The following is a 23,398-nucleotide window of genomic DNA, read 5'->3' on the forward strand; positions in this document are numbered from 1 at the left end:
TCCGCCACTGACAGACTGAGATGTCGGTGTCGACCGGTCGGTCACACCGCTTTCAGAACCGCCAAGTTTAACCGGATCCGCCCGGGGAGATCAGTCTCCACATCGCGCAGGGCACGCTCGATGGCCTGAACGAGACCAACTTCGCCTGCCGCGCCATGGCTTTTCACCACCACCGCATTCAGGCCGAGAAAGCTCGCGCCATTGCGCAACTCCGGATCCCAGTGGCGGAAACGCCGGGCCAGCCAGGGCTGCAGCAACTGACGCTCGAGCCAGGAAGCCGTGCCGCTGCGCTCGACCAGCAGGCGCAGCAGCGCCTCTCCGGACTTGAGCACGGCATTGCCGGTGAAGCCATCGCAGACCACCACATCCGCCACCGCCGCATAGAGATCGCTGCCCTCGACGAAGCCGATGAAGTCGAAAGCCTGACTCTCGGCGAGGCGCCGTGCGGCGTCCTGGATCACCGGCGTGCCCTTGCCCGGTTCGCGACCGACATTCAGCAGCGCGACCCTGGGCCGCGCCAGGCCCCGGGCTTGGGCCGCACCTGCCCCCAGATAGGCGAATTGCACCAGCTGTTCGGCGGTGGTGTCGAGATTGGCGCCAAGATCCAGCAGCAGCGTCTGATGCCTGCCCTGCCCGGGCAGTGCCGACATCATGGCCGGGCGATCGATGCCCGGCAGCGTCCCGAGCAGCAGGCGCGCAAGCGCCATCCAGGCCCCGGTATTGCCGGCGCTCAGGCAGCCCTGGGCGCGGCCTTGCCGCACCGCTTCGAGCGCGGCGTGCATGGACGTACGGGTGCGACTGCGCACCACACTGGCGGGTCGCTCATCGGGCCCGACGAGGCCATCGACGTATTCGAACTGCAGGCGAGCGGCAAGAGAGGCAGGCGGTGACCAGGCCGACAGAGCGTCGCGCTGACCACAGAGAAGGAGGTGTAAGGCAGGGAAACGCTCGAGAGCGTCGAATGAAGCAGGAACAATGCAGCGGGGGCCGAAGTCCCCGCCCATTGCATCGATCGCGATGACGATTTCGATCGAGGATTACTCGTCGGAACCCTTGTCGATCACTTTGCGACCGCGGTAGAAACCGTCGGGCGACACGTGGTGGCGCAGGTGAACTTCACCGGTGCTTTTTTCCACGGACAGAGCGTTCGCTTCGAGGGCGTCGTGCGAACGACGCATGTCGCGAGCGGAACGGGATTTTTTGTTCTGCTGAACAGCCATGATTTAACTCCTAAACGTTTGGGTCACGCTTCAACTGCGCAAGTACACTGAACGGGTTGGGTCGCTTTTCCTCGTCCGCCGGCTCTTCGGGCGCCTCGAAACCTTCCGGATGCTGGCAAGCACCTTCTGGATGCACGGGAATGATCGGCAGCGCGAGCAGCAGCTCTTCTTCGATCAGACTATGCAGATCCAGGGGCTCTTCACCAACCTCCAGGGCATCGTAACCCTGTGGCAAGGCATCGGCCGACTTCCCTTCCCAGAGCACGGCGAAATCGAATTCGCTGCTAATGGGAAGCACTGCCGGCTCCAGACAACGCTGGCAAATCATCTCGACCTTGGTATCCAGGACACCATGGATGACGAATTGCTTTTGTTGATCACGCCCGAAGTCGAGGACGACGGCAACCGCGCCTTCGGACTTCACGAGCTGCTCGCCGACACGCCGCATGTTCGCGAGAGGCAGCTCACCCTTGAGGGTTACGCCGCGATCCGCCAATTTGCGAGGATCGACCTGAGGTGGAATTGGCCCATTCAACATAAGCGCGCCATTATAGGGACGGCCTTACGGCTGTCAAAGGAAATTAACCCCGAAGCGACTCCGACCGACCTTTGGTCGACCTCGCCCGAGAACAAACTGATGCCTCTCATTCTACTCGCTTCCAGCTCGCCTTACCGCCGCCAATTGCTGGAAAGGCTGCAGCTGCCCTTCGCCCACCAGTCGCCGGACATCGACGAGACGCCGCTACCCGGCGAGAGCCCGCGGGCGCTGGTAGAACGCCTGGCCCGCGCCAAGGCCGCCGCCCTGGCCGATCAGCGGGAGCCGACACTTATCATCGGCTCGGATCAGGCGACCGCCGTCGACGGCGAGATTCTTGGCAAGCCCCTGACTCATGAACGGGCTCATCAGCAACTGGCCCGGGCCAGCGGTCGCACCCTGGTGTTCCATACCGGCCTGACCGTACTGGACAGTCGAACCGGCGAGTGCCGCAGCGAGGTGGTGGATTTCCAGGTGCGCTTTCGCCCGCTGGATGCTGCGACGATCGATCGCTATCTGCGGGCGGAGCAACCCTATGATTGCGCCGGCAGCTTCAAGGCCGAAGGCCTCGGCATCGCCCTGTTCGAAGCCATGCAGGGAGAGGATCCGACCAGTCTGATCGGCCTCCCGCTGATCCGCCTGGCCGCATTGCTGCGCCAGGCAGGAGTGCAGGTGCCCTAGGCCACCTGCAGCTGGCACCAATTAACGCAGCGCCGGACCCTGCCAGCCCATATAGAGCGCCAGACGCTCGGCAACGCTGGCACCCAGGCGCTTGGCGAAGCGATCAAAGGGCGAGTCCTCCTGGGTAAAGTCCACCAGGCGCTCCTCCTTGACCACATCCCGTGCCACGTAGCTGGCACTGCCGAGCCCATCGATCAACCCCAGGGAAAGCGCCTGCTCGCCGGACCACACCAGTCCGGAGAACAACTCGGGATGACCCTCGACCTTGAGTCGATCGCCGCGGCCTTTCTTGACGCTGTCGATGAACTGCTGATGGGTGGTATCCAGCACCTGCTGCCAGAAGCGGGTCTCTTCGGGCTTCTGCGGCTGGAAGGGATCCAGGAAGGCCTTGTGTTCGCCGGAGGTATAGACCCGCCGCTCCACGCCCAGCTTTTCCATGGTGCCGACGAAACCGAAGGAAGCCGCGGTCACGCCGATGGAGCCGACCAGACTGGCCTTGTCGGCATAGATGGCATCGGCCGCACTGGCCACGTAGTAGGCGCCCGAGGCACCCAGGTCGGTGATCACCGCGTACAGCTTGATGTCCGGGTGCAGACCGCGCAGACGCTTGATCTCGTCATAGATGTAGCCGGATTGCACCGGACTGCCGCCTGGGCTGTTTATACGCAGCACCACACCGCGGGTGTTGCTGTCGTCAAAGGCCTTGCGCAGCGCCGTCACGACATTGTCGGCACTGGCCTTCTCATCGTCGGCGATCACGCCCTTGAGTTCGATGAGCGCGGTATGGGCGCCGGACTCGGTTACCCCGCCCTTCTTGCCCAGGGACAGCAGGGGCGTGAACAGCACCAGCATGACAATCAGGTAGGCGAAGGTCAGCAACTTGAAAAAGATGCCCCAGCGCCGCGCTCGCCGTTGCTCGCGCACGCTGGCGAGCATGGTCTTCTCGATCAGAGCCCAGGTCTTGTCGTCCGCCGGACGCGTACGTCCGCTGTCTTCCTTCCACTCGTCAGCCATGCCCGCTATCACTCCTGCACACCACATTGTCACCCAGCCATAGCGCCAGGTCCGCGAAAGCTTCGATCACCAGGCGCGGTCCGAAATCCCTGAGGACCTCAGCCGGCTGGGCACCATAGGCGACCCCGACCGCAGCAACCCCAGCGCGTCGCGCCATTTCCAGGTCGAAGACCGCATCTCCTACCAGGAGGGCCCGCTCCGGCGCCACGCCACAGTGGGCGAGAATCTCCTGCACCATCTGCGGATCGGGCTTGCCGGCGGCCTCGTCGGCGCAACGGGTGATGTCGAAGAAATCGTTCAGGCCATGCTGCTGCAGCGAACGGGCCAGGCCGCGACGGCTCTTGCCTGTCGCCACGGCCAGCTGATAGCCCTGGGCGCGAAAGCGCTGCAGCCCGCTCAGCACATCGGGAAACAGCGGCGAGGCCGCCTGCTCCTGACGGACAAATTCGGCGCTGTAGGCATCGCGAAAGCCCTCGATCTGCGCCGGGGTCACCAGCTGCGGATAGAGGGTCTGGATCGCTGCGACCAGTTCCAGGCCGATGATGCCCTTGATGGCCACGTCGCTGCGCGGCGGCAACCCCAACTGCTCGGCCGCCACGTGCATGACCTCGACGATCCGGCCGATGGAATCCGCCAGGGTACCGTCCCAATCGAAGATCAGCAGCTGGTAGTCAGGCATCCAGACGCTCCAGCGTCTGACTCCAGGTGCTGTCGACCGGCGCTTCCAGGCGCAGCTCACCGCCTTCGGGCAAGGGGATCACCAGACTCGCGGAGTGCAGGAACAGTCGCTTGCCACCGAGCTCGCGGATCTCCTGGGAAAAGGCTTCGTCGCCGTACTTGGGATCGCCGGCGATGGCGTGCCCCGCATGGCGCGCATGGACGCGGATCTGGTGGGTCCGCCCGGTCACCGGCCGTGCCTCGACCAGGGTGGCGAATTCGCCATAGCGCCGCAGCACCCGGAATTCGGTGAGTGCCTCCTTGCCCTCGTCATTGACCTCGACCATGCGCTCGCCGGACCTGAGGGTGTTCTTCAGCAGCGGCGCGCTGATCTTCTTCTTGGCCGCCGGCCAATGGCCGCGCACCAGGGCGTGATAGCGCTTGTCCACACCGTCGCCGCGCAAGGCTTCGTGCAGGAAGCGCAGCATGCTGCGCTTCTTGGCGATCATCAGCAGGCCCGAGGTATCCCGATCGAGACGATGGACCAGCTCGATGTCGCGGGCGTCGGGACGCAGCTGGCGAAAGACCTCGATGACCCCGCCGGACAGGCCACTGCCGCCGTGCACGGCGATGCCGGCCGGCTTGTTGATGACGATGAGGGTCTTGTCCTCGTGGACGATGGAGTCTTCCAGGCGCTCAAGCAGTCCCTTGGCCAGGGGTGCTGGCTCGTCGGGTTCGGACAGGCGCAGTGGCGGTACGCGGATCTGGTCGCCGGCCTGCAGTCGGTAGTCGGGCTTGATGCGCCCCTTGTTCACCCGTACTTCGCCCTTGCGCAGGATGCGATAGATGAGGGTCTTGGGCGCGCCCTTGAGCTGGGTACGCAGGAAGTTGTCGATACGCTGGCCGGCATAGTCGGCGGGCACATCGAGCAGTTGAACGCCGGTGCTGGGAGAAGGAGGCTTAGTCATCGGCAGATGATAGCAATTTTCCCTTATTTGAAGCACTTAAAGCTTGCTGCTATAGTCCGGAGGCGGTTATCAGTCCTGTCTGGATGGCACCGCTCGCGAGGCCGTAGATTCCGCCCGCGAATAATAGGCTGCAAATGCAATAGTCACTGGACGTCTGGCCGTCCAGCAGACCGCCGACTCTGCCCAAGGGGGTGAGTGGCGAGCTGCGATCCGCCTGGTAACCAAGGCAGCGGCACCCAGGGTGTCAGCTGTAAAACGACAACCGCTCCGGACCTTGCGGGCGGCACCAGATTCCTGAAGATTGTGTGCAGGATGGAGATGCACAACCAGCGTATCGCGTAGCCTGACAGTACGCCTGCAGCCCGCTTCGCGCCCAGCTTCGGCCAAGGTGACGATCGCAGGTGGAAGCCTCAAGGCCAACGGCCGATGCTCCAACCGCGACACCTGACACGAATCCCGCGACGACCCGGCTGCCCGAGCCTTTCGGCTGTCACGCCCGCACCATGCCTGGTTGATTCCTCCTCTTGTGGAGCTGCAACGGCAGTCGCTCAAGCGCCTGCAGGAGACGTAGTCGCGGCACGCCCCCGGGCCTGCTGCTGGACACGAAGGCCGGCTTGGACCGGCTTCGATACGACCCCGTGCACCCTTCTCCTGAATCCTGTTGCCACCACGCGGGCCGAGAGCCTGGAACGTAGTGGTATTACATGAAAAGAATGCTCATCAACGCGACCCAGCCCGAGGAATTGCGGGTTGCCCTGGTCGACGGTCAACGTCTGTTCGATCTGGACATCGAGTCCGGAGCCCGCGAACAGAAAAAGGCCAACATCTACAAAGGCCGCATCACCCGCATCGAGCCCAGCCTGGAAGCCGCTTTCGTCGACTTCGGCGCCGACCGCCACGGCTTCCTCCCGCTGAAGGAAATCTCCCGGGAATACTTCAAGAAGAACCCGGAAGGCCGCGTTAACATCAAGGAAGTGCTCTCCGAAGGCCAGGAAGTAGTCGTCCAGGTCGAAAAGGAAGAGCGCGGCAACAAGGGCGCCGCCCTGACCACCTTCATCAGCCTCGCCGGTCGCTACCTGGTGCTGATGCCCAACAATCCCCGCGCGGGCGGCATCTCCCGTCGCATCGAGGGTGAAGAGCGCAACGAACTGCGCGAAGCCCTGAACGGCCTGAACGCCCCGGGCGACATGGGTCTGATCGTGCGCACCGCCGGTCTCGGTCGCAGCACCGAAGAACTGCAGTGGGACCTCGACTACCTGCTGCAACTCTGGTCCGCCATCAACGAAGCCTCGGGCGAGCGCAAGGGCCCCTTCCTGATCTACCAGGAAAGCAACGTCATCATTCGCGCCATCCGCGACTACCTGCGCCAGGACATCGGCGAGGTGCTGGTCGACAGCGTCGAAGCCCAGGAAGAAGCCCTGAGCTTCATCCGCCAGGTGATGCCGCAGTACGCCAGCAAGATCAAGCTGTACCAGGACAGCGTCCCGCTGTTCAATCGCTTCCAGATCGAAAGCCAGATCGAGACCGCCTTCCAGCGTGAAGTGAAGCTACCCTCGGGCGGCTCCATCGTCATCGACCCCACCGAAGCCCTGGTGTCCATCGACATCAACTCGGCGCGCGCCACCAAGGGTGGCGACATCGAAGAAACCGCCCTGCAGACCAACCTGGAAGCGGCTGAGGAAATCGCCCGCCAGCTGCGCCTGCGCGACATCGGCGGCCTGATCGTCATCGACTTCATCGACATGACCCCGGTCAAGAACCAGCGCGCCGTGGAAGATCGCGTCCGCGAAGCCCTGGAAGCCGACCGCGCCCGCGTGCAGATCGGTCGCATCTCCCGCTTCGGCCTGCTGGAAATGTCCCGCCAGCGCCTGCGCCCTTCCCTGCGCGAAACCAGCGGTATCGTCTGCCCCCGTTGCAACGGCCAGGGCATCATCCGCGACGTGGAATCCCTGTCGCTGGCCATCCTGCGCCTGATCGAGGAAGAAGCCCTCAAGGATCGCACCGCCGAGGTTCGTGCCCACGTACCCATCCAGGTCGCGTCCTTCCTGCTCAACGAGAAGCGCAACAGCATCACCAAGATCGAGCTGCGCACCCGCGTGCGCATCATCATCCTGCCGGACGATCACATCGAGACCCCGCACTTCGAAGTGCAGCGTCTGCGTGACGACAATCCCGAGCTGCTGAACAGCCAGTCCAGCTACGAGATGGCCAACACCGAAGCCGAAGAGGTGCAGCCGGTCAGCTCCACCCGCACCCTGGTGCGCCAGGAAGCGGCAGTGAAGGTTGCGCCCGAGCGCGCACCGGCCCCCACCCCGGTCACGGCCGAAGTCGTGGCGCCCGTCGCCCCCGCAGCCAAGGCCACCGCCGAGCCCAATCTGTTCAAGGGCCTGGTCAAGTCCCTGGTCAGCCTGTTCGCCGGCAAGACCGAAGAGCAGCCCATGGCCGACAAGGCCGTTGCCGCGCCGGTCGCCGCCAAGAGCAGCGACGAGCAGCGCAGCCAGGACGAGCGCCGCAACGGCCGTCAGCAGAATCGCCGCCGCGAAGGTCGTCGTGACGACGAGCGCAAGCCGCGCGAAGAGCGTCAGCCCCGCGCCGATCGTGGCGAGCGCAGCGAGCGCCCGGCCCGTGAAGAGCGCAAGCCGCGGGAAGAGCGTCAGCCCCGCGAGGAGCGTCAGGCCCGTGAAGACCGCCCGGCTCGCGAGGAGCGTCAGCCCCGCGAAGAGCGCGCCACTCGCGAAGAGCGTCAACCGCGCGAAGACCGCCAGCCGCGCGAAGACCGCCCGGCTCGCGAAGAGCGTCAGCCCCGTGAGGAGCGCGCCTCTCGCGAAGAGCGTCAGCCGCGTGAAGAGCGTCAACCCCGTGAAGAGCGCCAGCCGCGCGAAGAGCGCGTGAGTGCCGAAGAGCGTCCGGCTCGCGAAGAGCGCCAGCCGCGTGAGGAGCGTCAGCCTCGCGAGGAACGCAAGCCACGTGAAGAGCGTCAGCCCCGCGAGGAGCGCAAGGCTCGCGAAGAGCGTCAGGAAGCGGCCAGTGCCGAAGAGCTGAACGAAGAAGAAGTACTGGAAGGCAATGACGAGCTGGAAGAAGGCGAAGAGCGTCCGCGTCGCCGTTCCCGCGGTCAGCGTCGCCGCAGCAACCGTCGTGAGCGTCAGCGCGATGCCAATGGCAACTTCATCGAAGACGAAGAGCCGGGTACCGATGCCCCTGTAGCGCCCGCCGCCATAGCTCTGGGCACCGCTGTCGTGGTGAGCGAGAGCGTGACTGCCGCCGCCACCCAGGAAGCGGCTCGTGAGGCTCATCAGCAGGAGCCAGTGGCTGCTGCCGACACCCCTGTCGCTGAAGTCACCCGGGAAACCGCGGTGGAGCAGCCTGCCGCCGAAGCGCCGGCTCAGCCGGAGATCCTCACGCCCGACGTGAGCCAGCTGCAGGACGAGCGTGCGCCGCACCAGGAAGTGGAAATTGCCGCACCTGCCGCCGAGCAGATCGCCCCGGTCGCGACCCCTGCCGCCATTCCTACCGCACCGGTCGAAGCTGAAACCGCAGAGTCGGCCGCAGGCCGCGCCTCCAACGACCCGCGCGAGCGTCGTCGCCGTGAGCGCATGGCTCGTGAAGCTGAAGCCGCTCGCGCCAGCCAGCCCGAGCAGCAGGCCGAGGCACCCGCGCTGGGCGCCATAGCCGAAACCGAGGAAACCTTCGCTACCGCAGCGGTAGGCACCGTGGAGCCGCAGCAGGCGCCCGAGGTCCAGCCCACCCAGGCGACCGAGGAGCTGCCCGCAGCCGAGGCCGAGTCGGCACCGATCGTGATGGAAGAGCCCGTCGAGGTCGTACCCAGCCCTGCCCAGGAAGAAGCGGCCAGTGTCGCCCTGACCGGTCAGGACAGTGTCACTGACGAAGCGCCCAAGGCCGATGCCGTGAAAGAGGACGAGGCCACTCAGGCCGAACTCGATCGCAAGCTCAAGGACTCCCGGGAAAATCATCCCGGCTGATCTCAGCCACCCATGAAAAGGGGCGCCTAGGCGCCTCTTTTTTTATGCCTGGAATCCGTACAGGCGCCGGTACGCGCTCGACGCCACCCTGGACATGCCATAGCAGCCTCGCGAAGGCGAGCACTGAGCCAGAAGCAGGGGAAGATGACCTTCGTGCCAACCCCCACGCCGGGGCTGCCTCAACCCACCTACGGCCCCCTGCATACTGTGTAGGTTGATGCTGAGCGCGGCGAAGCCCAACGCTGGCGCGATAGCAGGACTGTTGGGCTTCGGCGATGGAGCCGCCTCAACCCAACCTACGGTGCTCCGACATAGCCGGTAGGTTGGCGCTGAGTGCGGCGAAGCCCATCGCTGGGAGGAATGGCCGGACTGCTGGGCTTCGGCGGTGGAGCTGCCTCAGCCCAACCTACCATGCCTCAGCATACCGGGTAGGCTGGCATTGAGCGCAGCGAAGCCCAACGCCGGGCGAAATAGCCTGTCTGCCGGAGGCTCCAGCGCCCATGCGGGAAAAATCCTGGGCATAAAAAAACCCAGCCATTGGCTGGGTTTTTCGAGCGTATCCCGAAGGATTAACGCTTGGAGTATTGCGGACGCTTACGCGCTTTGCGCAGACCGACTTTCTTACGCTCGACTTCACGGGCGTCACGAGTGACGTAACCGGCTTTGCGCAGGGAGCTGCGGTAGCCTTCGTCGTACTCGATCAGAGCGCGGGTAATGCCGTGACGGATAGCACCGGCCTGACCGCTCACACCACCGCCAGCGACGGTAACGTAGATGTCGAACTTCTCCAGGGTCTCGGTCAGCTCTAGGGGCTGACGCACGACCATGCGCGCGGTTTCGCGGCCGAAGAAGGTGTCCAGAGCGCGATCGTTGATGGAGATCTTGCCAGTGCCCGGACGAAGGAAGACACGAGCGGTGGCAGTCTTACGACGGCCGGTACCGTAATTTTGAGTTGCCGACATGTTGTACTATCCCGATTAAAACTTGAGTTCTTGGGGCTGCTGAGCGGTGTGCGGATGGTTCGCACCCTTGTACACCTTGAGCTTGCGATACATGTCGCGGCCCAGCGGGTTCTTCGGCAGCATACCCTTGACGGCGGTCTCGATGACGCGCTCGGGAGCACGGGCGATCAGCTTTTCGAAGTTGATCGACTTGATGCCACCCGGGAAACCGGAGTGATGGTAGTACATCTTGTCGGTAGTCTTGGCACCGGTCACACGAACCTGCTCGGCGTTGATGACGACGATGTAGTCGCCGGTGTCAACGTGAGGGGTGTATTCGGGCTTGTGCTTGCCACGCAGGCGAGTGGCAATTTCAGTAGCCAGACGACCCAGAGTCTGGCCAGCAGCGTCGACGACGTACCAGTCGCGCTTAACGGTTTCCGGTTTTGCGGTGAAAGTTTTCATTCTCTATGGCCTCAGAGGCCGCCCTGGTAAAAAGACGGCAAATTCTACACAACAGTGCAACCCCAGACAAGTCGGGGGCAGCCGGAAACAGACGCTCTTCGGGGGCTCGGGTCGGCGTCCGCTACGGCGATCTCGGCAGGCTTAGGCATCCCCCGCCAAGAAAGCTGCGGCATGATACCCGCTCAGGGTAAAAAAGCAAGCAGAGAATCAGAAGGAAAATAGCGCCTGGGTAGCCGCCGAACCCTGACGGCGTGAGGCCAGGTGGTCTGCCAGTCGCGTAGGTTCCGGCAGGCGGTGACGCCTTACGCAGGCCATGACCAGCGCGGGTGCAGTGGCCAGACCGACCCGGTGCCCGGGCGACACGACCAGCGGCCTGACCCGATCCTTGCTGCGCAGCACCGTACCTATCACCCCACCCTCGCGATCCAGCAAGTCGACCTGGCTGCCGCGTGTCTCGGCGAGTTCGCCGTGGTGGCCGGTAAGGATTTTCTTGGCCACACCGATCGTCGGCAGACCGGTGACCACACCCAGATGAGCGGCGATGCCCAGCCGGCGAGGATGGGCGATGCCGTGGCCATCGCAGAACACCAGATCGGGAGTCTCCGGCAATTCCGCCAGCGCCTGGAGCAGTGCAGGGAGTTCCCGAAAGGACAGCAGTCCCGGGACATAGGGCATCACCGTGGGGATGCGCGCGACGGCATGGGCCAGTGGCTGGAGAGTCTCGGCATCGAGCAGGACGGCCACCGCACGGGTGATCTCGCCGCCCTCTTCGAAACCTACATCGACACCGGCGTAACGCCGCGGCGAGCCGAAGTCGTCGTGCAGCAGGACCTGCCTGGCGAGTTGCCTTTGCAGGATGCGCGCCTGAGTGGGCGAGCCATCCCAATCGGCGAAGGGATCGGAATTCACGCGTACCTCCCGAAAACCTGGGTCAAGGGGTTGATCCCTCAACCCAGGCAGGGTTCACGGCTTGTGCGGACGCGCCAGGTATTCGTGGGACTGCATTTCCAGCAGGCGACTGAGGGTGCGCTGGAATTCGAACTCCAGGCGGCCACCGGAATAGAGGTCCTTGAGCTCGACCTCGGCGGACAGGATCAGCTTGACCTGGCGATCGTAGAATTCATCGACCAGGTTGATGAAGCGTCGTGCCATGTCGTCCTTGAGCGCATCCATCTGCTCGACATTGCTGACCAGTACCGTCTGGAAGATCTTGCCCAGCTCGATGTAGTCGTTCTGGCTGCGCGGACCGTCGCAAAGGGCGCGGAAATCGAACCAGGCGACATCTTCACAGGTGCGGCGGGCGCGGATCTCGCGATTCTCGATCATCAGCGGCACGTCTTCGCAGAGGTCGTTGCACTCGACGGTGAGCGAACGGAAGCTCTTGGCCATCGCCGCCTCGACGGCTTCGCTCAGCGGATAGTGAAACAGCTGGGCCTGCTCCAGGGCGCGCAGGCGATAGTCCACGCCGCTGTCGACGTTGACGATCTCGGTATGCTCCTTGAGCAGCGCGATGGCCGGCAGGAAGCGCGCGCGCTGCAGGCCGTCCTTGTAGAGGCCGTCGGGTACGATGTTCGAGGTGGCGACCAGACTTACGCCGTTCTTGAACAGCTCTTCGAGCAGGGTCGCCAGGATCATGGCGTCGGTGATGTCGGAAACGAAGAATTCGTCGAAGCAGATCACCCGCGCCTCGTCGGCGAAGCGCCGGGCGATGATGGTCAGGGGATTCTTCTCGCCCTTGAGGGTGCGCAGCTCTTCATGCACGCGCTTCATGAAGCGGTGGAAGTGGGTGCGCATCTTCTGCTTGAACGGCAGGGCGTCATAGAAGGTATCGACCAGGTAGGTCTTGCCACGCCCTACCCCACCCCAGAAATACAGCCCCTTGACCGGCGTGACCGTCTTGCGCCCGAGCAGCTTGCCGAACAGGCCACCCTTGGACGCGGGCTCGACGAGCAATTCGTCATAGAGGCGCTGCAGATGGCGGACGGCCTCTTCCTGGGCAGCATCGTAGAAAAACTCCGGGCGCTTGAGGTCGGCCTGGTAACGCTCGAGGGGGTCATGGCGGCTTCTGGTCGGGTGGAAAAAAAGGGTGGTCACTGTAATGGCGGTCCCTGGCGTTGACAACGCCGGGGACCACGGGTGCCCTTTAGGACTCGGCCAGTTGTGCGAGCGCGGCCCTAGTGCGCTCGATCAGGGCATCGCGCGCGGCGGGGGAATCGCTGGCGACGCCCTCAGCCATCACCTGATCGTCCAGCAGCAGCTGGAAGCCGTTGCCCTCGCCTGCCACGACACTGGCCGGCGTCGCGACCAGCTGCTTGCTGGTGATGCCGGCGGTCTTGGCTTCGGCGAAGGGGATCGACAGCGCCAGTTCAGTGCCGTCGGCGTCGAGCAGGCGGAACCGGAAGCTATCGCCTTCACGGAAGCTGACGAAGCGAGCGGTCTTGCTGGCCTTCTTCTTGGTGCTGCCGGCAGCGACCTGGGTCTTGAGCGAGCGCAGGCCCACGGCTTCGCGCAGTTCGCCGAGGAAGGGCGTGGCATCGCGGCGGGCCTTGGCGGCGCCGGCCAGCAGGATGTCTTCCAGATCGTCGGGACGGGCGATCAGCGCCGCATAGCGCTCGCGGGCTTCGCCCAGCTCGGCATCCAGTACCTCGAACAGCTGACCCTTGGCTTCGCCCCAGGCCAGGCCATCCTGCAGGGCCGCGCGGAAGGCCGCGCTCTGCTCGGGGGTAGCGAAGGCCTGGTAGAGGGCGAAGAGATGGGCGCTGTCAGGATCCTTGGGCTCGCCGGGCAGGCGCGAGTCGGTGACGATCCGGGCGATGGCGTCCTTGAGCTGCTTGGCGCTGCCGAACAGCGGGATGGTGTTGTCGTAGCTCTTCGACATCTTGCGGCCATCGAGACCGGGCAAGGTGGAGACGCTTTCCTCGATGACCGCCTCGGGCAGGGCGAAATAGTCGCGCCCGTTGCCGAACAGGTGATTGAAGCGCTGACCGATGTCGCGGGCCATCTCCACGTGCTGGATCTGGTCACGCCCGACCGGCACGCGCAGGGCATTGAACATGAGGATGTCCGCGGCCATCAGCACCGGGTAGCTGTAGAGGCCCATGGTCACGCCCGCGTCGGGGTCTTCGCCCTGTTCCAGGTTGCGGTCGACCGCGGCCTTGTAGGCATGGGCGCGATTGAGCAGGCCCTTGCCCGCGACGCAGGTGAGCAGCCAGGTCAGTTCGGGGATCTCGGGGATGTCGGACTGGCGATAGAAGGTCACCCGCTCCGGATCCAGGCCGCTGGCCAGCCAGGTGGCGGCGATCTCCAGGCGCGAACGCTGGATGCGCGCGGGGTCGTCGCACTTGATCAGGGCATGGTAGTCGGCGAGGAAATAGAAGGAGTCGGCATCGGCGGCCAGACTGGCGCGGATGGCGGGACGGATGGCCCCGGCGTAGTTGCCCAGGTGCGGGGTGCCGGTGGTGGTGATGCCAGTGAGAATGCGAGTGGTCATGGAGGCGGTGGGAATCCGAGAGACTAACGAGGGTCAGGCCTGCAGGCGCGGCAGGACCAGATCTTTGAGTTCGACGAGTTTGCCATGGAAGAAATGACTGCACTCGGCGACGCGAAGCAATTCGTGCGGCTGTTCGAGCGCGGCGGACCAGACGTAGACCCGCTCGGGGTCACCACCTCGTCGGCTTCGGGCTGGATCACCGTGAGGCGCGCCCGCTGTGGCAGGCGACCGTCGACCGCGAAACGCTCCACCGGCGGCGCCAGCATGAACAGCCGTTCCACCGCCACGCCTTCGCCTTCCAGGCGGCCGCCCAGGCAGGCGGCGACACAGGAACCGAAGGAGAAACCGCAGAGGGTCAGCGGCAGGTCGGGGTGGCGGTCGCGCAACCAGGCCACAGCGGCCGCGGCATCGTCGATCTCGCCTTCACCGCCGGCATGCACGCCGGTGCTGGCGCCGACGCCACGAAAGTTGAATCTGAGGGTCGCCTGGCCGGCGTCCCGGGCGATGCGCTGCAGGGTGGCGACCACCTTGTTCTGCATGGCGCCGCCATGGAGCGGATGGGGATGACAGAGCAGGACCGCGCCGGTGGCGGCATCCGGGCTCTGGTACAGCGCTTCCAGAGTGCCGGCGGGGCCCTCCAGCAGCAGGGTTTGTTCACGGGCTGACACGCTTGACTCCGTGATCCCGGACGAACAGTGCTCATCCAAGGAGTTGATTTTGATAGGGTCGATCCTGCGCGATGCCTGACTGCGGGGTATGATGACGCCCAGCGAATGGCAGATGACGCAACCCAGTGTACAGGCTCGCCGGTCTGCCGTTACCGTAAAGCAAAGCCGCTCATAGAGGAAGTTTCGTGGAACAGTCGCTCACTACCTGGTTGTTGCCCCTGATCGCGCTGCTGATCGGGGTCGGGATAGGTTTTCTGCTGGCGCGCCTGGTGCCGGGTGCCGCGCCGAGCCGCGTGCAGCGCCAGCTGGATGACCTGCAGAAGAAGTTCGACGACTACCAGCACGAGGTCACCAGCCACTTCAGCACCACCGCCGGCCTGGTGCGCAAGCTCACCCAGACCTACCAGGACATGCAGTCGCACCTGTCCGAAGGCGCCGAGCGTCTGGCCCAGGACGAGCTGACCCGTCAGCACCTGCTGGCCTCGCTGCACAGCGCCGAGCAGCGTTACCCCTCCAGTCGCGAGCGCATCGACGGTCCGACCGAAGCGCCGCGGGACTATGCGCCCAAGGGTGACGGCACCCCGGGCACCCTCGACGAAACCTACGGCGTGAAAAGCCGCGGTTGATCGCCAAGGCCGGGGACTCCCCGGCCTTCTGCTTTCCGGCGCCTGCCCTCGTCACTCGGGGCGCGACGCCCGGCCCTTTTCCGGCCCGTCATGGCATAATCTGCGGTTGCAGTCTTTCGCAGGAGAACGCCATGCCCGCAGCGGCCAGTGGCCTGAGCCTCTACGGCATCAAGGCCTGTGACACCATGAAGAAGGCCCGCCAATGGCTCGATGAGCATGGCCAGGCCTATCACTTCCATGACTACAAACAGAGCGGCATCGACCGCGAACGGCTGGCGGCCTGGTGCGCGGAACATGGCTGGGACAAGGTGCTCAATCGCGCCGGCACCACCTTCCGCAAGCTCGACGACGCCCAGAAGGCCGACCTCGATACCGCCAGGGCCATCGACCTGATGCTGGCGCAGCCTTCGATGATCAAGCGACCCGTGCTCGATCTCGGCGACCGTACCCTGCTGGGCTTCAAGCCCGAGCTCTATGCCGCGGCCCTGAACTGACTCCGCGGCCACCGCCCCCACTACCGCACATCTCGCACCGACCGGATCGGTGCCTTTGCAAAGGAACAGTCACATGTCGAATGCCCTCTTCAGTATCGCCTTCGGTGTCGGCACCCAGAATCGCCAGGACGCCTGGCTGGAAGTCTTCTATGCACAGCCTCTGCTGAATCCCCCGGCAGCGCTGGTCGAGGCGGTCGCGCCACTGCTGGAGTACCAGGGTGGCAACCAGGCCATCGCCTTCGCTCCGGCCCAGGCCCGCGGTCTGGCCGAAGCCCTCAAGGGCATCGATGCCGTGCAGTCGGCGCTGCTGACCCGCCTGGCGGAAAGCAACAAGCCGCTGGTGGCCACCCTGCTGGCCGAAGACGCCGCACCCGCTTCTACCCCCGAGGCCTACCTGAAGCTGCATCTGCTGTCCCATCGCCTGGTCAAGCCCCATGGGCTGAACCTGACCGGCATCTTCGCCCTGCTGCCCAACGTGGCCTGGACCAACCAGGGCGCCGTGGACCTGGCCGAGCTGCCGGCCGAGCAGCTGGAAGCCCGTCTGCGCGGCAAGCTGCTGGAAGTCTTCTCGGTGGATAAATTCCCCAAGATGACCGACTACGTGGTGCCGGCCGGCGTGCGTATCGCCGATACCGCCCGCGTGCGCCTGGGTGCCTATGTGGGTGAAGGCACCACGGTGATGCACGAAGGCTTCGTCAACTTCAACGCCGGTACCGCCGGCCCGGGCATGATCGAAGGCCGCGTCTCCGCGGGCGTCTTCGTCGGCAAGGGCTCGGACCTGGGCGGCGGCTGCTCGACCATGGGCACCCTGTCGGGCGGTGGCAACATCATCATCAGCGTCGGCGAAGGCTGCCTGATCGGGGCCAACGCCGGCATTGGCATCCCGCTGGGCGATCGCTGCACCGTGGAATCCGGCCTCTATGTGACCGCGGGTACCAAGGTCGCCGTACTGGATGACCAGAACCAGCTGGTACGGGTGGTCAAGGCGCGCGAACTGGCCGGTCAGAGCGACCTGCTGCTGCGCCGCAATTCGGAAACCGGCGCGGTCGAGTGCAAGACCAACAAGACCGCCATCGAACTCAACGAAGCGCTGCACGCGCACAACTGAGTCCACAACCGGGCAGCCCGCCTCACGCGGGCTACCCCGGAGCTGTCGCCATGTCGCTACCCTCTCCCTGGAGAGCCGAGTTTCCGGCTTTCACCGCCTTCGCCGCCGACGGCATCACCTACCTCGACAGCGCCGCCACGGCGCAGAAGCCCCAGGTGGTGCTGGATGCCCTGCTGGCCAGCTACAGCCTGGGTGCAGCCAATGTGCACCGCGCCCAGCACTGGGCCGCCGAGCGGACCACCGCTGCCTACGAAGGCGCCCGTGGACGGATCGCCGCCTGGCTGGGCGCGGCCGCGCCGCACGAGGTGGTGCTGACCCGCGGCGCGACCGAAGCCCTCAATCTGCTGGCCTATGGGCTGGAAGACGCCTGCGCGGCGGGTGACGAGATTCTCATCAGCGCCCTCGAGCACCATGCCAATCTGCTGCCCTGGCAGCAGCTGGCCCGGCGTCGGGGCCTTGAACTCAGGGTCATCCCGCTGACCCCGAGCGGTCATCTGGACCTGGAAGCCGCCGAGCGGCTGCTGGGCCCACGAACGCGCGTGGTCGCGGTCAGCCAGCTGTCCAATGTGCTCGGCACCTGGCAGCCACTGGCGGAACTCGCGGCCCTGGTACGGGCGCGCTCGCCGGCCTGGCTGGTGGTGGACGGCGCCCAGGGCGCGGTCCATGGCCGTCATCGCCCGGGCGACTTCGACGCCGACTTCTATGTCTTTTCCGGGCACAAGCTCTATGCCCCCGAGGCCATTGGCGTGCTCTGGGGCAAGGCCGCTGGCCTGGCGCGGCTCAAGCCCTGGCAGTTCGGCGGCGAGATGGTGCAGCACACCACCTTCACCGACGCCCGCTTCCATGCCGCGCCCATGGGCTTCGAAGCCGGGACGCCGCCCATAGGCGCGGCCATCGCCCTGGGCGCCGCGGTCGACTGGCTACAGGGTCAGGACGAGACGCTGATCCGCGGTCACGAGCAGGCGCTCAGTCTGAAGCTCCTGGCCGGGCTGGCCGCCCGCGACGGCGTCCAGGTGCTGGGTGAACCCCAGATCGCCCTGGCCAGCTTCCAGGTCGCGGGCATCGATGTCGGCGACCTCTCTCACCTGCTGGGTGAACAGGGCATAGCGGTGCGCGCCGGTCAGCACTGCGCCATGCCGCTGTTCCAGACCCTGCAGACCCCCGGTGCGCTGCGGGTCTCCCTTGGCCTGTACAACGATGCCGAGGACCTGCAGCGCTTTTTCACTGCCCTCGACAACGCCCTGGAGCTGCTGCGATGAATCTGCTTCCCGATGCGGCGGAAGCCCGCCGCGCCTTCATCATCGCCAAGGGCTGGGAAGCGCGCTCGCGACTGCTGCTGCAGTGGGCCGAGCGCCTGCCGGCGGTGCTCGCGGAACGCGACGAGGATCTGGTGCAAGGCTGCGAGAGTCGGGTGCGCCTGACCCATGAAGCCCAGGGTGATCGTCATTTCTTTCGCGCCAGCAGCGAATCCCGGGTGCTCAAGGGACTGCTCGCCGTGGTGCTGGTGCGCGCCAATGGCCTGACCCGCGAAGAGCTGGGCCGCCTCGACATCCACGGCTGGCTGAGCGAACTCGGGCTGGAACGGCAGCTGTCGCAATCGCGCAGCAACGGCCTGAACGCCGTGCTCACGCGGATGCGCGAACTGGCGGCCTAGCCTTCGCTGGCCGCGGGATTGCGCCGCGCGCGGAAGAATTCGGTCAGTACCTGGCCACAGGCCTCGGCCAGTACCCCGCCGTCCACCAGGACCCGGTGATTGAGAAAGTCCTGCTCGAAGAAGCGCCCGCGACTCTGGGCCATGCCGGCGCGTGGCTCGCTGGCGCCATAGACCAGCCGCTGGATGCGACTGTGGACGATGAGGCCGGCGCACATGCTGCAGGGCTCAAGCGTCACATAGAGCGTCGCGCCGGGCAGCCGGTAATTGGCCAGACGCGTGGCGGCATCGCGGATGGCCTCCATCTCGGCATGGGCGCTGGGATCGTGAGCACCGATGGGCCGATTGAAACCGCGGCCGATGACCTCTCCGTCGAGCACCACCACGGCTCCGACCGGCACCTCGCCCTGCCCGGCGCCCTGCTCTGCCAGGACCAGGGCCTCGCGCATGAACAGGTCATCCCGGCTGCGATCGATGATGGGCAAGGGGCGGAAGCGGGCCATGACTGAACTCTGCGCAAAGCGCCATGATACCGCCGTCAGCCCGGGAGGCCAGCCATGGGATCCGACACCAAGAATGAATCCTTCGGCAAAAAATGATCGCAATAATGGTTATCGGATACAGCCGATGCGAAACTGGTGCGAGGTCTGGGAGCCGTGCGTGATCGGCATCACATTCACAGCCATTCGGTGCTAAAGCTTTAACAGGACCGCCTTGGTGCGGTCCTATTCAAGAGTTCATCTGAGACAGTCGCATGATTGCTGCACCTTCCGGTCAGTCGCTGCAAAGCTGCGAAAGCGAGCCGATCCGCATTCCAGGCGCCATCCAGGCACACGGTTACCTCATCGCCTTCGATGAGGCGGAGTGGCTGACCAAGCATGTCAGCCGCAATCTGCCCGAGTTGCTGGGCAAGCCGCAGGTCGAGCTGCTGGGTCGGCCACTGCAGCAGGTGCTGCCGCTCGAGCTGTTCGAGCAGGTGCGGCAGGCGTTGACCCTGGAGCATCTGGAAGAAGCCAATCCGCTGAGCTGGACACGTCCGGTCCGCGACATGGACGTGATCCTGCATCGCAGCCGCGGCCTGGTGTTTCTGGAATTCGAGCCGGACGACCATGGCGGTGTCGAGCCCGCCGGGCTGGCGCGCGCCCTGGCCCGCCTGCAGCAGGCTCGCACCCTGCCTGAGCTGTGCGAAGGTGCGGTGCGCGAGGTGCGTGCCCTCACCGGCTTCGATCGGGTGGTGGTCTATCGCTTCGATGACGGCGGCGATGGCCAGGTGGTGACCGAGGACCGGGTCGACGACATCGACAGCTATCTGGGCATGCACTTTCCGGCGGCCGATATTCCTGCCCAGGCCCGCGCGCTCTATCACGAGAACTGGATTCGCAACATCCCCGACGCTCAGTACGAGGCGGTCCCGCTGGTACCGGCCTTTCTGCATGGCACCGGGCGGGATCCGATCGACCTCACCCACGCCGTGCTGCGCAGCGTATCGCCCATCCATTGTCAGTACGTGCGCAACCAGGGCCTGCGTGCGTCCATGAGCGTATCGCTGATCAGCGACGACAAGCTCTGGGGGCTGATCAGCTGTGGCCATCGCGAACCGCTCTATCTGCCCTTCCGTACCCGGATGGCCTGCCGCTCGGTCGGGGTGCTGGTGTCGCTGATGATTCGCGCGCTGGAAAACCGCCAGGTGCAACGCGAGATCGATGCGCGCGAGGCGCAACTGGCGGCGCTGATCCAGGGCATGTGCGACAGCCGTGGCGAGGTACTCAGTGGCCTCAGCGAAAGACCCACCGATCTCCTGGAGCTGGTGAATGCCGCCGGTGTCGCGGTGCTGGTGGAGGATGAGCTCAGCACCCTGGGCGAATGCCCGAGCGCGGAAGACATTCGCATCCTCGCCGCCTGGGTGACGGCCGAGATGGATGCCTCGGGCATCTATGCGACCCGCTGCCTGGCCGACGAACTGCCCGAGGCCCGTCGCTACAGCGATCGGGTCAGCGGCGTCCTGGCACTGGCGCTGCCCAAGCCGGTGCGCAATCTGGTGCTCTGGTTCCGCCCGGAGATCGTCACAACCGTGGTCTGGAGTGGTAATCCGGCCAAGCTTGAAGCCACGTCGCCCACGCCGGGCCCGGGGCTCAACTATCCGCATCCGCGGCGTTCCTTCGATGCCTGGAAGGAACTGGTCCGCCTGCGCTCGGAGCGCTGGCGCCCGGCTGATCTGTTTGCCGCCAAGGACCTGCGCCGCTCGGCCATCGAGCTGGACCTGGCGCGCCAGGTCGAACGCGAACGCCAGGCGGTGCGCCTGCGCGACGAGATCGTCGCGGCGGTTTCCCATGACCTGCGCAGCCCCATCACCATCATCCTGATGAAGGTCGGGATGCTGCAGCGCCAACTGGAAAAGCTGGCGCTGGGCGATGACCGCCTGCCCAGTTCGCTGCAGGTGATAGAGACCGCGGCCAACCGCATGAACGCCCTGATCAGCGACCTGCTGGACCTGTCGAAGATCGAGTCGGATCGCCTGGCACTGAACCTCAACCCGGCGCGCCTGGCGGACGTCTGCGCGCAACCCATCCTGCTGTCGCGGCCACTGGCGGAGATCAAGAACATCAGTCTGGAATACGCCGCCGATCCGGATCTCCAGGTGCTGGTGGAAGCCGAGCGCATCTTCCAGGTGCTGATGAACCTGCTGGGCAATGCCATCAAGTTCACCGCGCCAGGTGGTCTGGTGCAACTCAGCATGCGCCAGATCGGCAACCTGGCCGAGATCAGCGTGACCGACAACGGCCGCGGCATGAATCAGGCGCAACAGGCACGGGTATTCGAGCGCTTCTGGCACGTGCAGGAAGACAATCCCACCGGTCACGGCCTGGGACTGTACATCGCCAAGGGCATCGTCGAGGCCCACGGCGGTGAGTTGAGCGTCACCAGCGCCTTGGGTCAGGGCAGCACCTTCAGATTTACCCTGCCTATCGCACCCTAGCGCGCCAGGATCCGAGAAGAGAAAGCCCCGGTGGCCGACAGCGACGTTGAAACCACCGGGGGAGCGCTAAGCTCGCTGTAATGGACGTCAGCGAAACGCTGCGAATTCCCGCCTTTCGTCGGGTCGGAAGGGTCATTTTCTTCAATACCGCCAGGGGTCGCCCTCGCTAGGTTCAGGTCTCCACAACTGTCGAGACCTTGCGATGACCCTGATCCTGTCCATGGCCGCCTTTGCCCTGGTGGCATCCCTTTCTCCTGGCCCGGTCAATCTGGTGGGCTTCAATACCGGCCTTGTCCATGGCTGGCGACCGGCCCTGTGGCATGTCGCCGGCGCCACCCTGGGCTTCGTCGTCCTGCTGCTGGCGGTCGGCCTCGGCCTGCACCAGATACTGGCCGCCTGGCCGGCGCTGCTGTGGATCCTGCGCGTGGCCGGCGCGCTCTTCCTGCTGTACCTGGCGTGGAAACTGGCACGGGCCGCGGGAGACCTGGGCAGTGGCGCGGTGGCCGCCTGCCCGGGCTTTCGCGACGGCGCCCTGCTGCAGTGGCTCAATCCCAAGGCCTGGCTCGCCGCCGCGGCCGGGGTGGCGCTGTTCGTCGGCGAAGATCGCGGGCGCCTGATGCTGTTCGCCGGTCTTTACCTGGTGATCTGCTTCGCCTCCCTGGCCTGCTGGGCCGTGGCCGGCCAATGGCTGCGCGGCCATTCACCGTCGGCGGCCCGCCTGCGCCTGCTCAATCGCGCCCTCGCGGCGCTGCTGGTGCTGTGCGCCGCTTCGCTGCTATGGGAGGGCTGACGCGGCGCGGTACTGACCGGGGTGGCCGCCACCAGGCGCTTGAAGGTGCGCTGCAGATGGGCCTGGTCAGCGAAGCCGGTGGCCAGGGCGACCTCGGCCAGGCCATCGCCCTGACGCAGGTGTTGCCGTGCCAGGCGAATGCGCCGGTCGATAAGGTAGGCATGGGGCGTCAGGCCATAGCGCCGGCGAAAGCTGCGAATCAGCTGGGTGGGCGAGAGATCCGCCACCTGGCTGAGCTGATCCAGGCTGACACCCTCGCTGCAGTGGGCATCGAGAAATTCGGCGGCGCGCCTCAGGCGGCGATCCTCGCGGGCCCGCGCTGCCGCGACCGGGGTACGCCCCAGGCGCGCCAGTACGGCCTCGAAATACAGCAGCGCCTGACTCTGGCGCTGCAGGGTGAGGCTATCCGGGTCGATCAGGCAGGCATGCAGGGCTTCCAGACCGGCGTACAGCTGGCCGTCACGGGACAGCTGTACGGCCAGCGGCTGGAAGTCGTCAGCCCCCGGGCGCTGCAGCTCGGCCAGCCAGCCGGCGTCCACGTGCAGCATGCGATAGCGCCAGGCGTCCTCGCCCTGCGGATTGCAGGCATGGACGTCACCGGGATTCATCAGCACCAGGGTGCCCGCCCCCACCAGTTCGCGGGTCGAGCCGTTGTGATAGCGACTGCGCCCACCCAGCACGGTACCTATGGAGAAGGTCTCGTGGGAATGCGGGGCATAGCAGAGCGCGCGGCCGTCCTGGATGGAACGGGCTTCGAGGAAGGGCAGCGCGGGATCGCGCCAGAAGCGTGAGGTGGTCGCTGTCATGCCGTCTCCTTGCACCGGGTATTTCCGCTGGACACCAGTATCCGGCCAGGCCAGCCAGCTTAGCGGACGCTCGCTTGCGCTGCACCCGGCTGGGCGGGTGGTCTTGCGCCGAATTCGGCGAATACATGACGCGACCGCCTAGGGAATCCGACAAAGGTCTATATGCGACAAAATGTCGCACTAACAGATATAAACAAACGTTTCACTTTGCCCTCAGAGAAAGGGTAAACCCGCATTACAGAGCCCTTCAGGCGTAACGGCTGGTATCTCGAAGCTGGCGCTACCCGGAAAGAGGCCGCGATGAATCTATCAATCGAAGACCCG

General features: G+C 65.3%; 21 protein-coding genes and 2 pseudogenes. 9 read left to right on the forward strand and 14 right to left on the reverse strand.

From position 1 onward, the window contains the following. Positions 1 to 41: 41 nt before the first annotated feature. The 3 genes from plsX to BGI51_RS00855 are packed head-to-tail and all read right to left on the reverse strand — an operon-like array spanning position 42 to position 1,758. Positions 42 to 1,031, reverse strand: coding sequence for a phosphate acyltransferase PlsX (plsX, locus tag BGI51_RS00845; RefSeq protein WP_437179462.1), 990 nt, complete (start codon positions 1,029 to 1,031; stop codon positions 42 to 44). A 6-nt stretch (positions 1,032 to 1,037) separates the two neighbouring features. Continuing rightward, positions 1,038 to 1,220: a 50S ribosomal protein L32 gene (rpmF, locus tag BGI51_RS00850; RefSeq protein ID WP_007160601.1), complete on the reverse strand. Its 183-nt coding sequence runs from the start codon at positions 1,218 to 1,220 to the stop codon at positions 1,038 to 1,040. A 10-nt stretch (positions 1,221 to 1,230) separates the two neighbouring features. Continuing rightward, positions 1,231 to 1,758, reverse strand: a complete 528-nt coding sequence (locus BGI51_RS00855; protein ID WP_133862679.1) for a YceD family protein — start codon at positions 1,756 to 1,758, stop codon at positions 1,231 to 1,233. 99 nt (positions 1,759 to 1,857) lie between these two features. Here BGI51_RS00855 and BGI51_RS00860 point away from each other — a divergent pair, with 99 nt between their 5' ends. After that, complete coding sequence (locus BGI51_RS00860) at positions 1,858 to 2,436, forward strand: Maf family protein (RefSeq protein ID WP_187980026.1); 579 nt, start codon at positions 1,858 to 1,860, stop codon at positions 2,434 to 2,436. Positions 2,437 to 2,457: 21 nt separating this feature from the next. Here the strand turns inward: BGI51_RS00860 and sppA are convergent, their stop codons facing one another. The 3 genes from sppA to rluC are packed head-to-tail and all read right to left on the reverse strand — an operon-like array spanning position 2,458 to position 5,075. Continuing rightward, positions 2,458 to 3,450, reverse strand: coding sequence for a signal peptide peptidase SppA (sppA, locus tag BGI51_RS00865; RefSeq protein WP_133862677.1), 993 nt, complete (start codon positions 3,448 to 3,450; stop codon positions 2,458 to 2,460). Further along, positions 3,443 to 4,129, reverse strand: a complete 687-nt coding sequence (locus tag BGI51_RS00870; RefSeq protein ID WP_187980027.1) for an HAD-IA family hydrolase — start codon at positions 4,127 to 4,129, stop codon at positions 3,443 to 3,445. Before BGI51_RS00870 ends, sppA begins: the two co-directional genes overlap by 8 nt. After that, the gene (gene rluC / locus BGI51_RS00875) at positions 4,122 to 5,075 is read right to left on the reverse strand and encodes a 23S rRNA pseudouridine(955/2504/2580) synthase RluC (RefSeq protein WP_133862675.1); all 954 of its coding nucleotides are present in this window, start codon (positions 5,073 to 5,075) and stop codon (positions 4,122 to 4,124) included. The genes BGI51_RS00870 and rluC overlap by 8 nt, the downstream gene beginning before the upstream one ends. 704 nt (positions 5,076 to 5,779) lie before the next feature. On the opposite strand from rluC, the gene rne reads away from it, so the two are divergent. Further along, positions 5,780 to 9,058, forward strand: a complete 3,279-nt coding sequence (gene rne / locus BGI51_RS00880) for a ribonuclease E (protein WP_187980028.1) — start codon at positions 5,780 to 5,782, stop codon at positions 9,056 to 9,058. Positions 9,059 to 9,627: 569 nt separating this feature from the next. Here the strand turns inward: rne and rpsI are convergent. The 6 genes and pseudogenes from rpsI to BGI51_RS00910 form a co-directional block, all read right to left on the reverse strand. Then, the gene (rpsI, locus tag BGI51_RS00885) at positions 9,628 to 10,020 is read right to left on the reverse strand and encodes a 30S ribosomal protein S9 (protein WP_017640910.1); all 393 of its coding nucleotides are present in this window, start codon (positions 10,018 to 10,020) and stop codon (positions 9,628 to 9,630) included. A 15-nt stretch (positions 10,021 to 10,035) separates the two neighbouring features. Further along, positions 10,036 to 10,464 carry a 50S ribosomal protein L13 gene (gene rplM / locus BGI51_RS00890; RefSeq protein ID WP_007160609.1) on the reverse strand — a complete coding sequence of 143 codons (429 nt, stop codon included), beginning with the start codon at positions 10,462 to 10,464 and terminating at the stop codon, positions 10,036 to 10,038. Positions 10,465 to 10,671: 207 nt separating this feature from the next. Continuing rightward, a complete protein-coding gene (nfi, locus tag BGI51_RS00895; RefSeq protein WP_187980029.1) occupies positions 10,672 to 11,373 on the reverse strand; it encodes a deoxyribonuclease V in 702 nt (233 codons plus the stop codon). Between the two features lie 54 nt (positions 11,374 to 11,427). Beyond that, complete coding sequence (zapE, locus tag BGI51_RS00900) at positions 11,428 to 12,558, reverse strand: cell division protein ZapE (RefSeq protein WP_187980030.1); 1,131 nt, start codon at positions 12,556 to 12,558, stop codon at positions 11,428 to 11,430. 49 nt (positions 12,559 to 12,607) lie between these two features. Continuing rightward, entirely contained in the window at positions 12,608 to 13,954 is a 1,347-nt protein-coding gene (locus BGI51_RS00905) for a tryptophan--tRNA ligase (protein WP_187980031.1), read from the reverse strand. A gap of 33 nt (positions 13,955 to 13,987) precedes the next feature. Further along, a pseudogene (locus BGI51_RS00910) lies at positions 13,988 to 14,493 on the reverse strand (alpha/beta hydrolase). Between the two features lie 314 nt (positions 14,494 to 14,807). Here BGI51_RS00910 and BGI51_RS00915 point away from each other — a divergent pair. The 5 genes from BGI51_RS00915 (at position 14,808) to BGI51_RS00935 (ending at position 18,504) form a co-directional block, all read left to right on the forward strand. Then, a complete protein-coding gene (locus BGI51_RS00915) occupies positions 14,808 to 15,248 on the forward strand; it encodes a YhcB family protein (RefSeq protein ID WP_064307427.1) in 441 nt (146 codons plus the stop codon). 131 nt (positions 15,249 to 15,379) lie between these two features. Further along, positions 15,380 to 15,742, forward strand: coding sequence for an ArsC family reductase (locus tag BGI51_RS00920; protein WP_133862670.1), 363 nt, complete (start codon positions 15,380 to 15,382; stop codon positions 15,740 to 15,742). 73 nt (positions 15,743 to 15,815) lie between these two features. Continuing rightward, positions 15,816 to 16,850 (forward strand): 2,3,4,5-tetrahydropyridine-2,6-dicarboxylate N-succinyltransferase, encoded by a 1,035-nt coding sequence (gene dapD / locus BGI51_RS00925; RefSeq protein ID WP_158892591.1) that lies wholly within the window; start codon positions 15,816 to 15,818, stop codon positions 16,848 to 16,850. Between the two features lie 50 nt (positions 16,851 to 16,900). Further along, entirely contained in the window at positions 16,901 to 18,109 is a 1,209-nt protein-coding gene (locus BGI51_RS00930) for an aminotransferase class V-fold PLP-dependent enzyme (protein WP_133862668.1), read from the forward strand. Then, the gene (locus BGI51_RS00935; RefSeq protein WP_187980032.1) at positions 18,106 to 18,504 is read left to right on the forward strand and encodes a SufE family protein; all 399 of its coding nucleotides are present in this window, start codon (positions 18,106 to 18,108) and stop codon (positions 18,502 to 18,504) included. Before BGI51_RS00930 ends, BGI51_RS00935 begins: the two co-directional genes overlap by 4 nt. On the opposite strand, the gene tadA is transcribed toward BGI51_RS00935, so the two are convergent. After that, on the reverse strand, positions 18,501 to 19,004 hold the full coding sequence (gene tadA / locus BGI51_RS00940) for a tRNA adenosine(34) deaminase TadA (RefSeq protein ID WP_187980033.1): 504 nt from the start codon (positions 19,002 to 19,004) through the stop codon (positions 18,501 to 18,503). The genes BGI51_RS00935 and tadA overlap by 4 nt on opposite strands. A gap of 251 nt (positions 19,005 to 19,255) precedes the next feature. Here tadA and BGI51_RS00945 point away from each other — a divergent pair, with 251 nt between their 5' ends. Next, a complete protein-coding gene (locus tag BGI51_RS00945; protein ID WP_187980034.1) occupies positions 19,256 to 21,478 on the forward strand; it encodes an ATP-binding protein in 2,223 nt (740 codons plus the stop codon). A gap of 202 nt (positions 21,479 to 21,680) precedes the next feature. Beyond that, positions 21,681 to 22,268 (forward strand): LysE family translocator, encoded by a 588-nt coding sequence (locus BGI51_RS00950; RefSeq protein WP_187980035.1) that lies wholly within the window; start codon positions 21,681 to 21,683, stop codon positions 22,266 to 22,268. A gap of 74 nt (positions 22,269 to 22,342) precedes the next feature. Here BGI51_RS00950 and BGI51_RS00955 read toward each other — a convergent pair. Beyond that, positions 22,343 to 23,074: pseudogene (locus BGI51_RS00955) on the reverse strand (AraC family ligand binding domain-containing protein); the annotation flags it as partial. Between the last annotated feature and the right edge of the window lie 324 nt (positions 23,075 to 23,398).

Origin of the sequence: Pseudomonas oryzihabitans, assembly GCF_014522265.1 — a bacterium.
GTDB classification, from domain to species: Bacteria; Pseudomonadota; Gammaproteobacteria; order Pseudomonadales; family Pseudomonadaceae; genus Chryseomonas; species Chryseomonas aestiva.

Coding starts and splice junctions, on each gene's coding strand:
- rplM (WP_007160609.1), bottom strand. CDS start 10,464: ATGAAAACTTTCACCGCAAAACCGGAAACCGTTAAGCGCGACTGGTAC.
- rpsI (WP_017640910.1), bottom strand. CDS start 10,020: ATGTCGGCAACTCAAAATTACGGTACCGGCCGTCGTAAGACTGCCACC.
- rne (WP_187980028.1), top strand. CDS start 5,780: ATGAAAAGAATGCTCATCAACGCGACCCAGCCCGAGGAATTGCGGGTT.
- BGI51_RS00935 (WP_187980032.1), top strand. CDS start 18,106: ATGAATCTGCTTCCCGATGCGGCGGAAGCCCGCCGCGCCTTCATCATC.
- dapD (WP_158892591.1), top strand. CDS start 15,816: ATGTCGAATGCCCTCTTCAGTATCGCCTTCGGTGTCGGCACCCAGAAT.
- rluC (WP_133862675.1), bottom strand. CDS start 5,075: ATGACTAAGCCTCCTTCTCCCAGCACCGGCGTTCAACTGCTCGATGTG.
- rpmF (WP_007160601.1), bottom strand. CDS start 1,220: ATGGCTGTTCAGCAGAACAAAAAATCCCGTTCCGCTCGCGACATGCGT.
- BGI51_RS00905 (WP_187980031.1), bottom strand. CDS start 13,954: ATGACCACTCGCATTCTCACTGGCATCACCACCACCGGCACCCCGCAC.
- BGI51_RS00855 (WP_133862679.1), bottom strand. CDS start 1,758: ATGTTGAATGGGCCAATTCCACCTCAGGTCGATCCTCGCAAATTGGCG.
- BGI51_RS00870 (WP_187980027.1), bottom strand. CDS start 4,129: ATGCCTGACTACCAGCTGCTGATCTTCGATTGGGACGGTACCCTGGCG.
- BGI51_RS00920 (WP_133862670.1), top strand. CDS start 15,380: ATGCCCGCAGCGGCCAGTGGCCTGAGCCTCTACGGCATCAAGGCCTGT.
- sppA (WP_133862677.1), bottom strand. CDS start 3,450: ATGGCTGACGAGTGGAAGGAAGACAGCGGACGTACGCGTCCGGCGGAC.
- tadA (WP_187980033.1), bottom strand. CDS start 19,004: ATGGCCCGCTTCCGCCCCTTGCCCATCATCGATCGCAGCCGGGATGAC.
- BGI51_RS00950 (WP_187980035.1), top strand. CDS start 21,681: ATGACCCTGATCCTGTCCATGGCCGCCTTTGCCCTGGTGGCATCCCTT.
- BGI51_RS00860 (WP_187980026.1), top strand. CDS start 1,858: ATGCCTCTCATTCTACTCGCTTCCAGCTCGCCTTACCGCCGCCAATTG.
- BGI51_RS00930 (WP_133862668.1), top strand. CDS start 16,901: ATGTCGCTACCCTCTCCCTGGAGAGCCGAGTTTCCGGCTTTCACCGCC.
- BGI51_RS00945 (WP_187980034.1), top strand. CDS start 19,256: ATGATTGCTGCACCTTCCGGTCAGTCGCTGCAAAGCTGCGAAAGCGAG.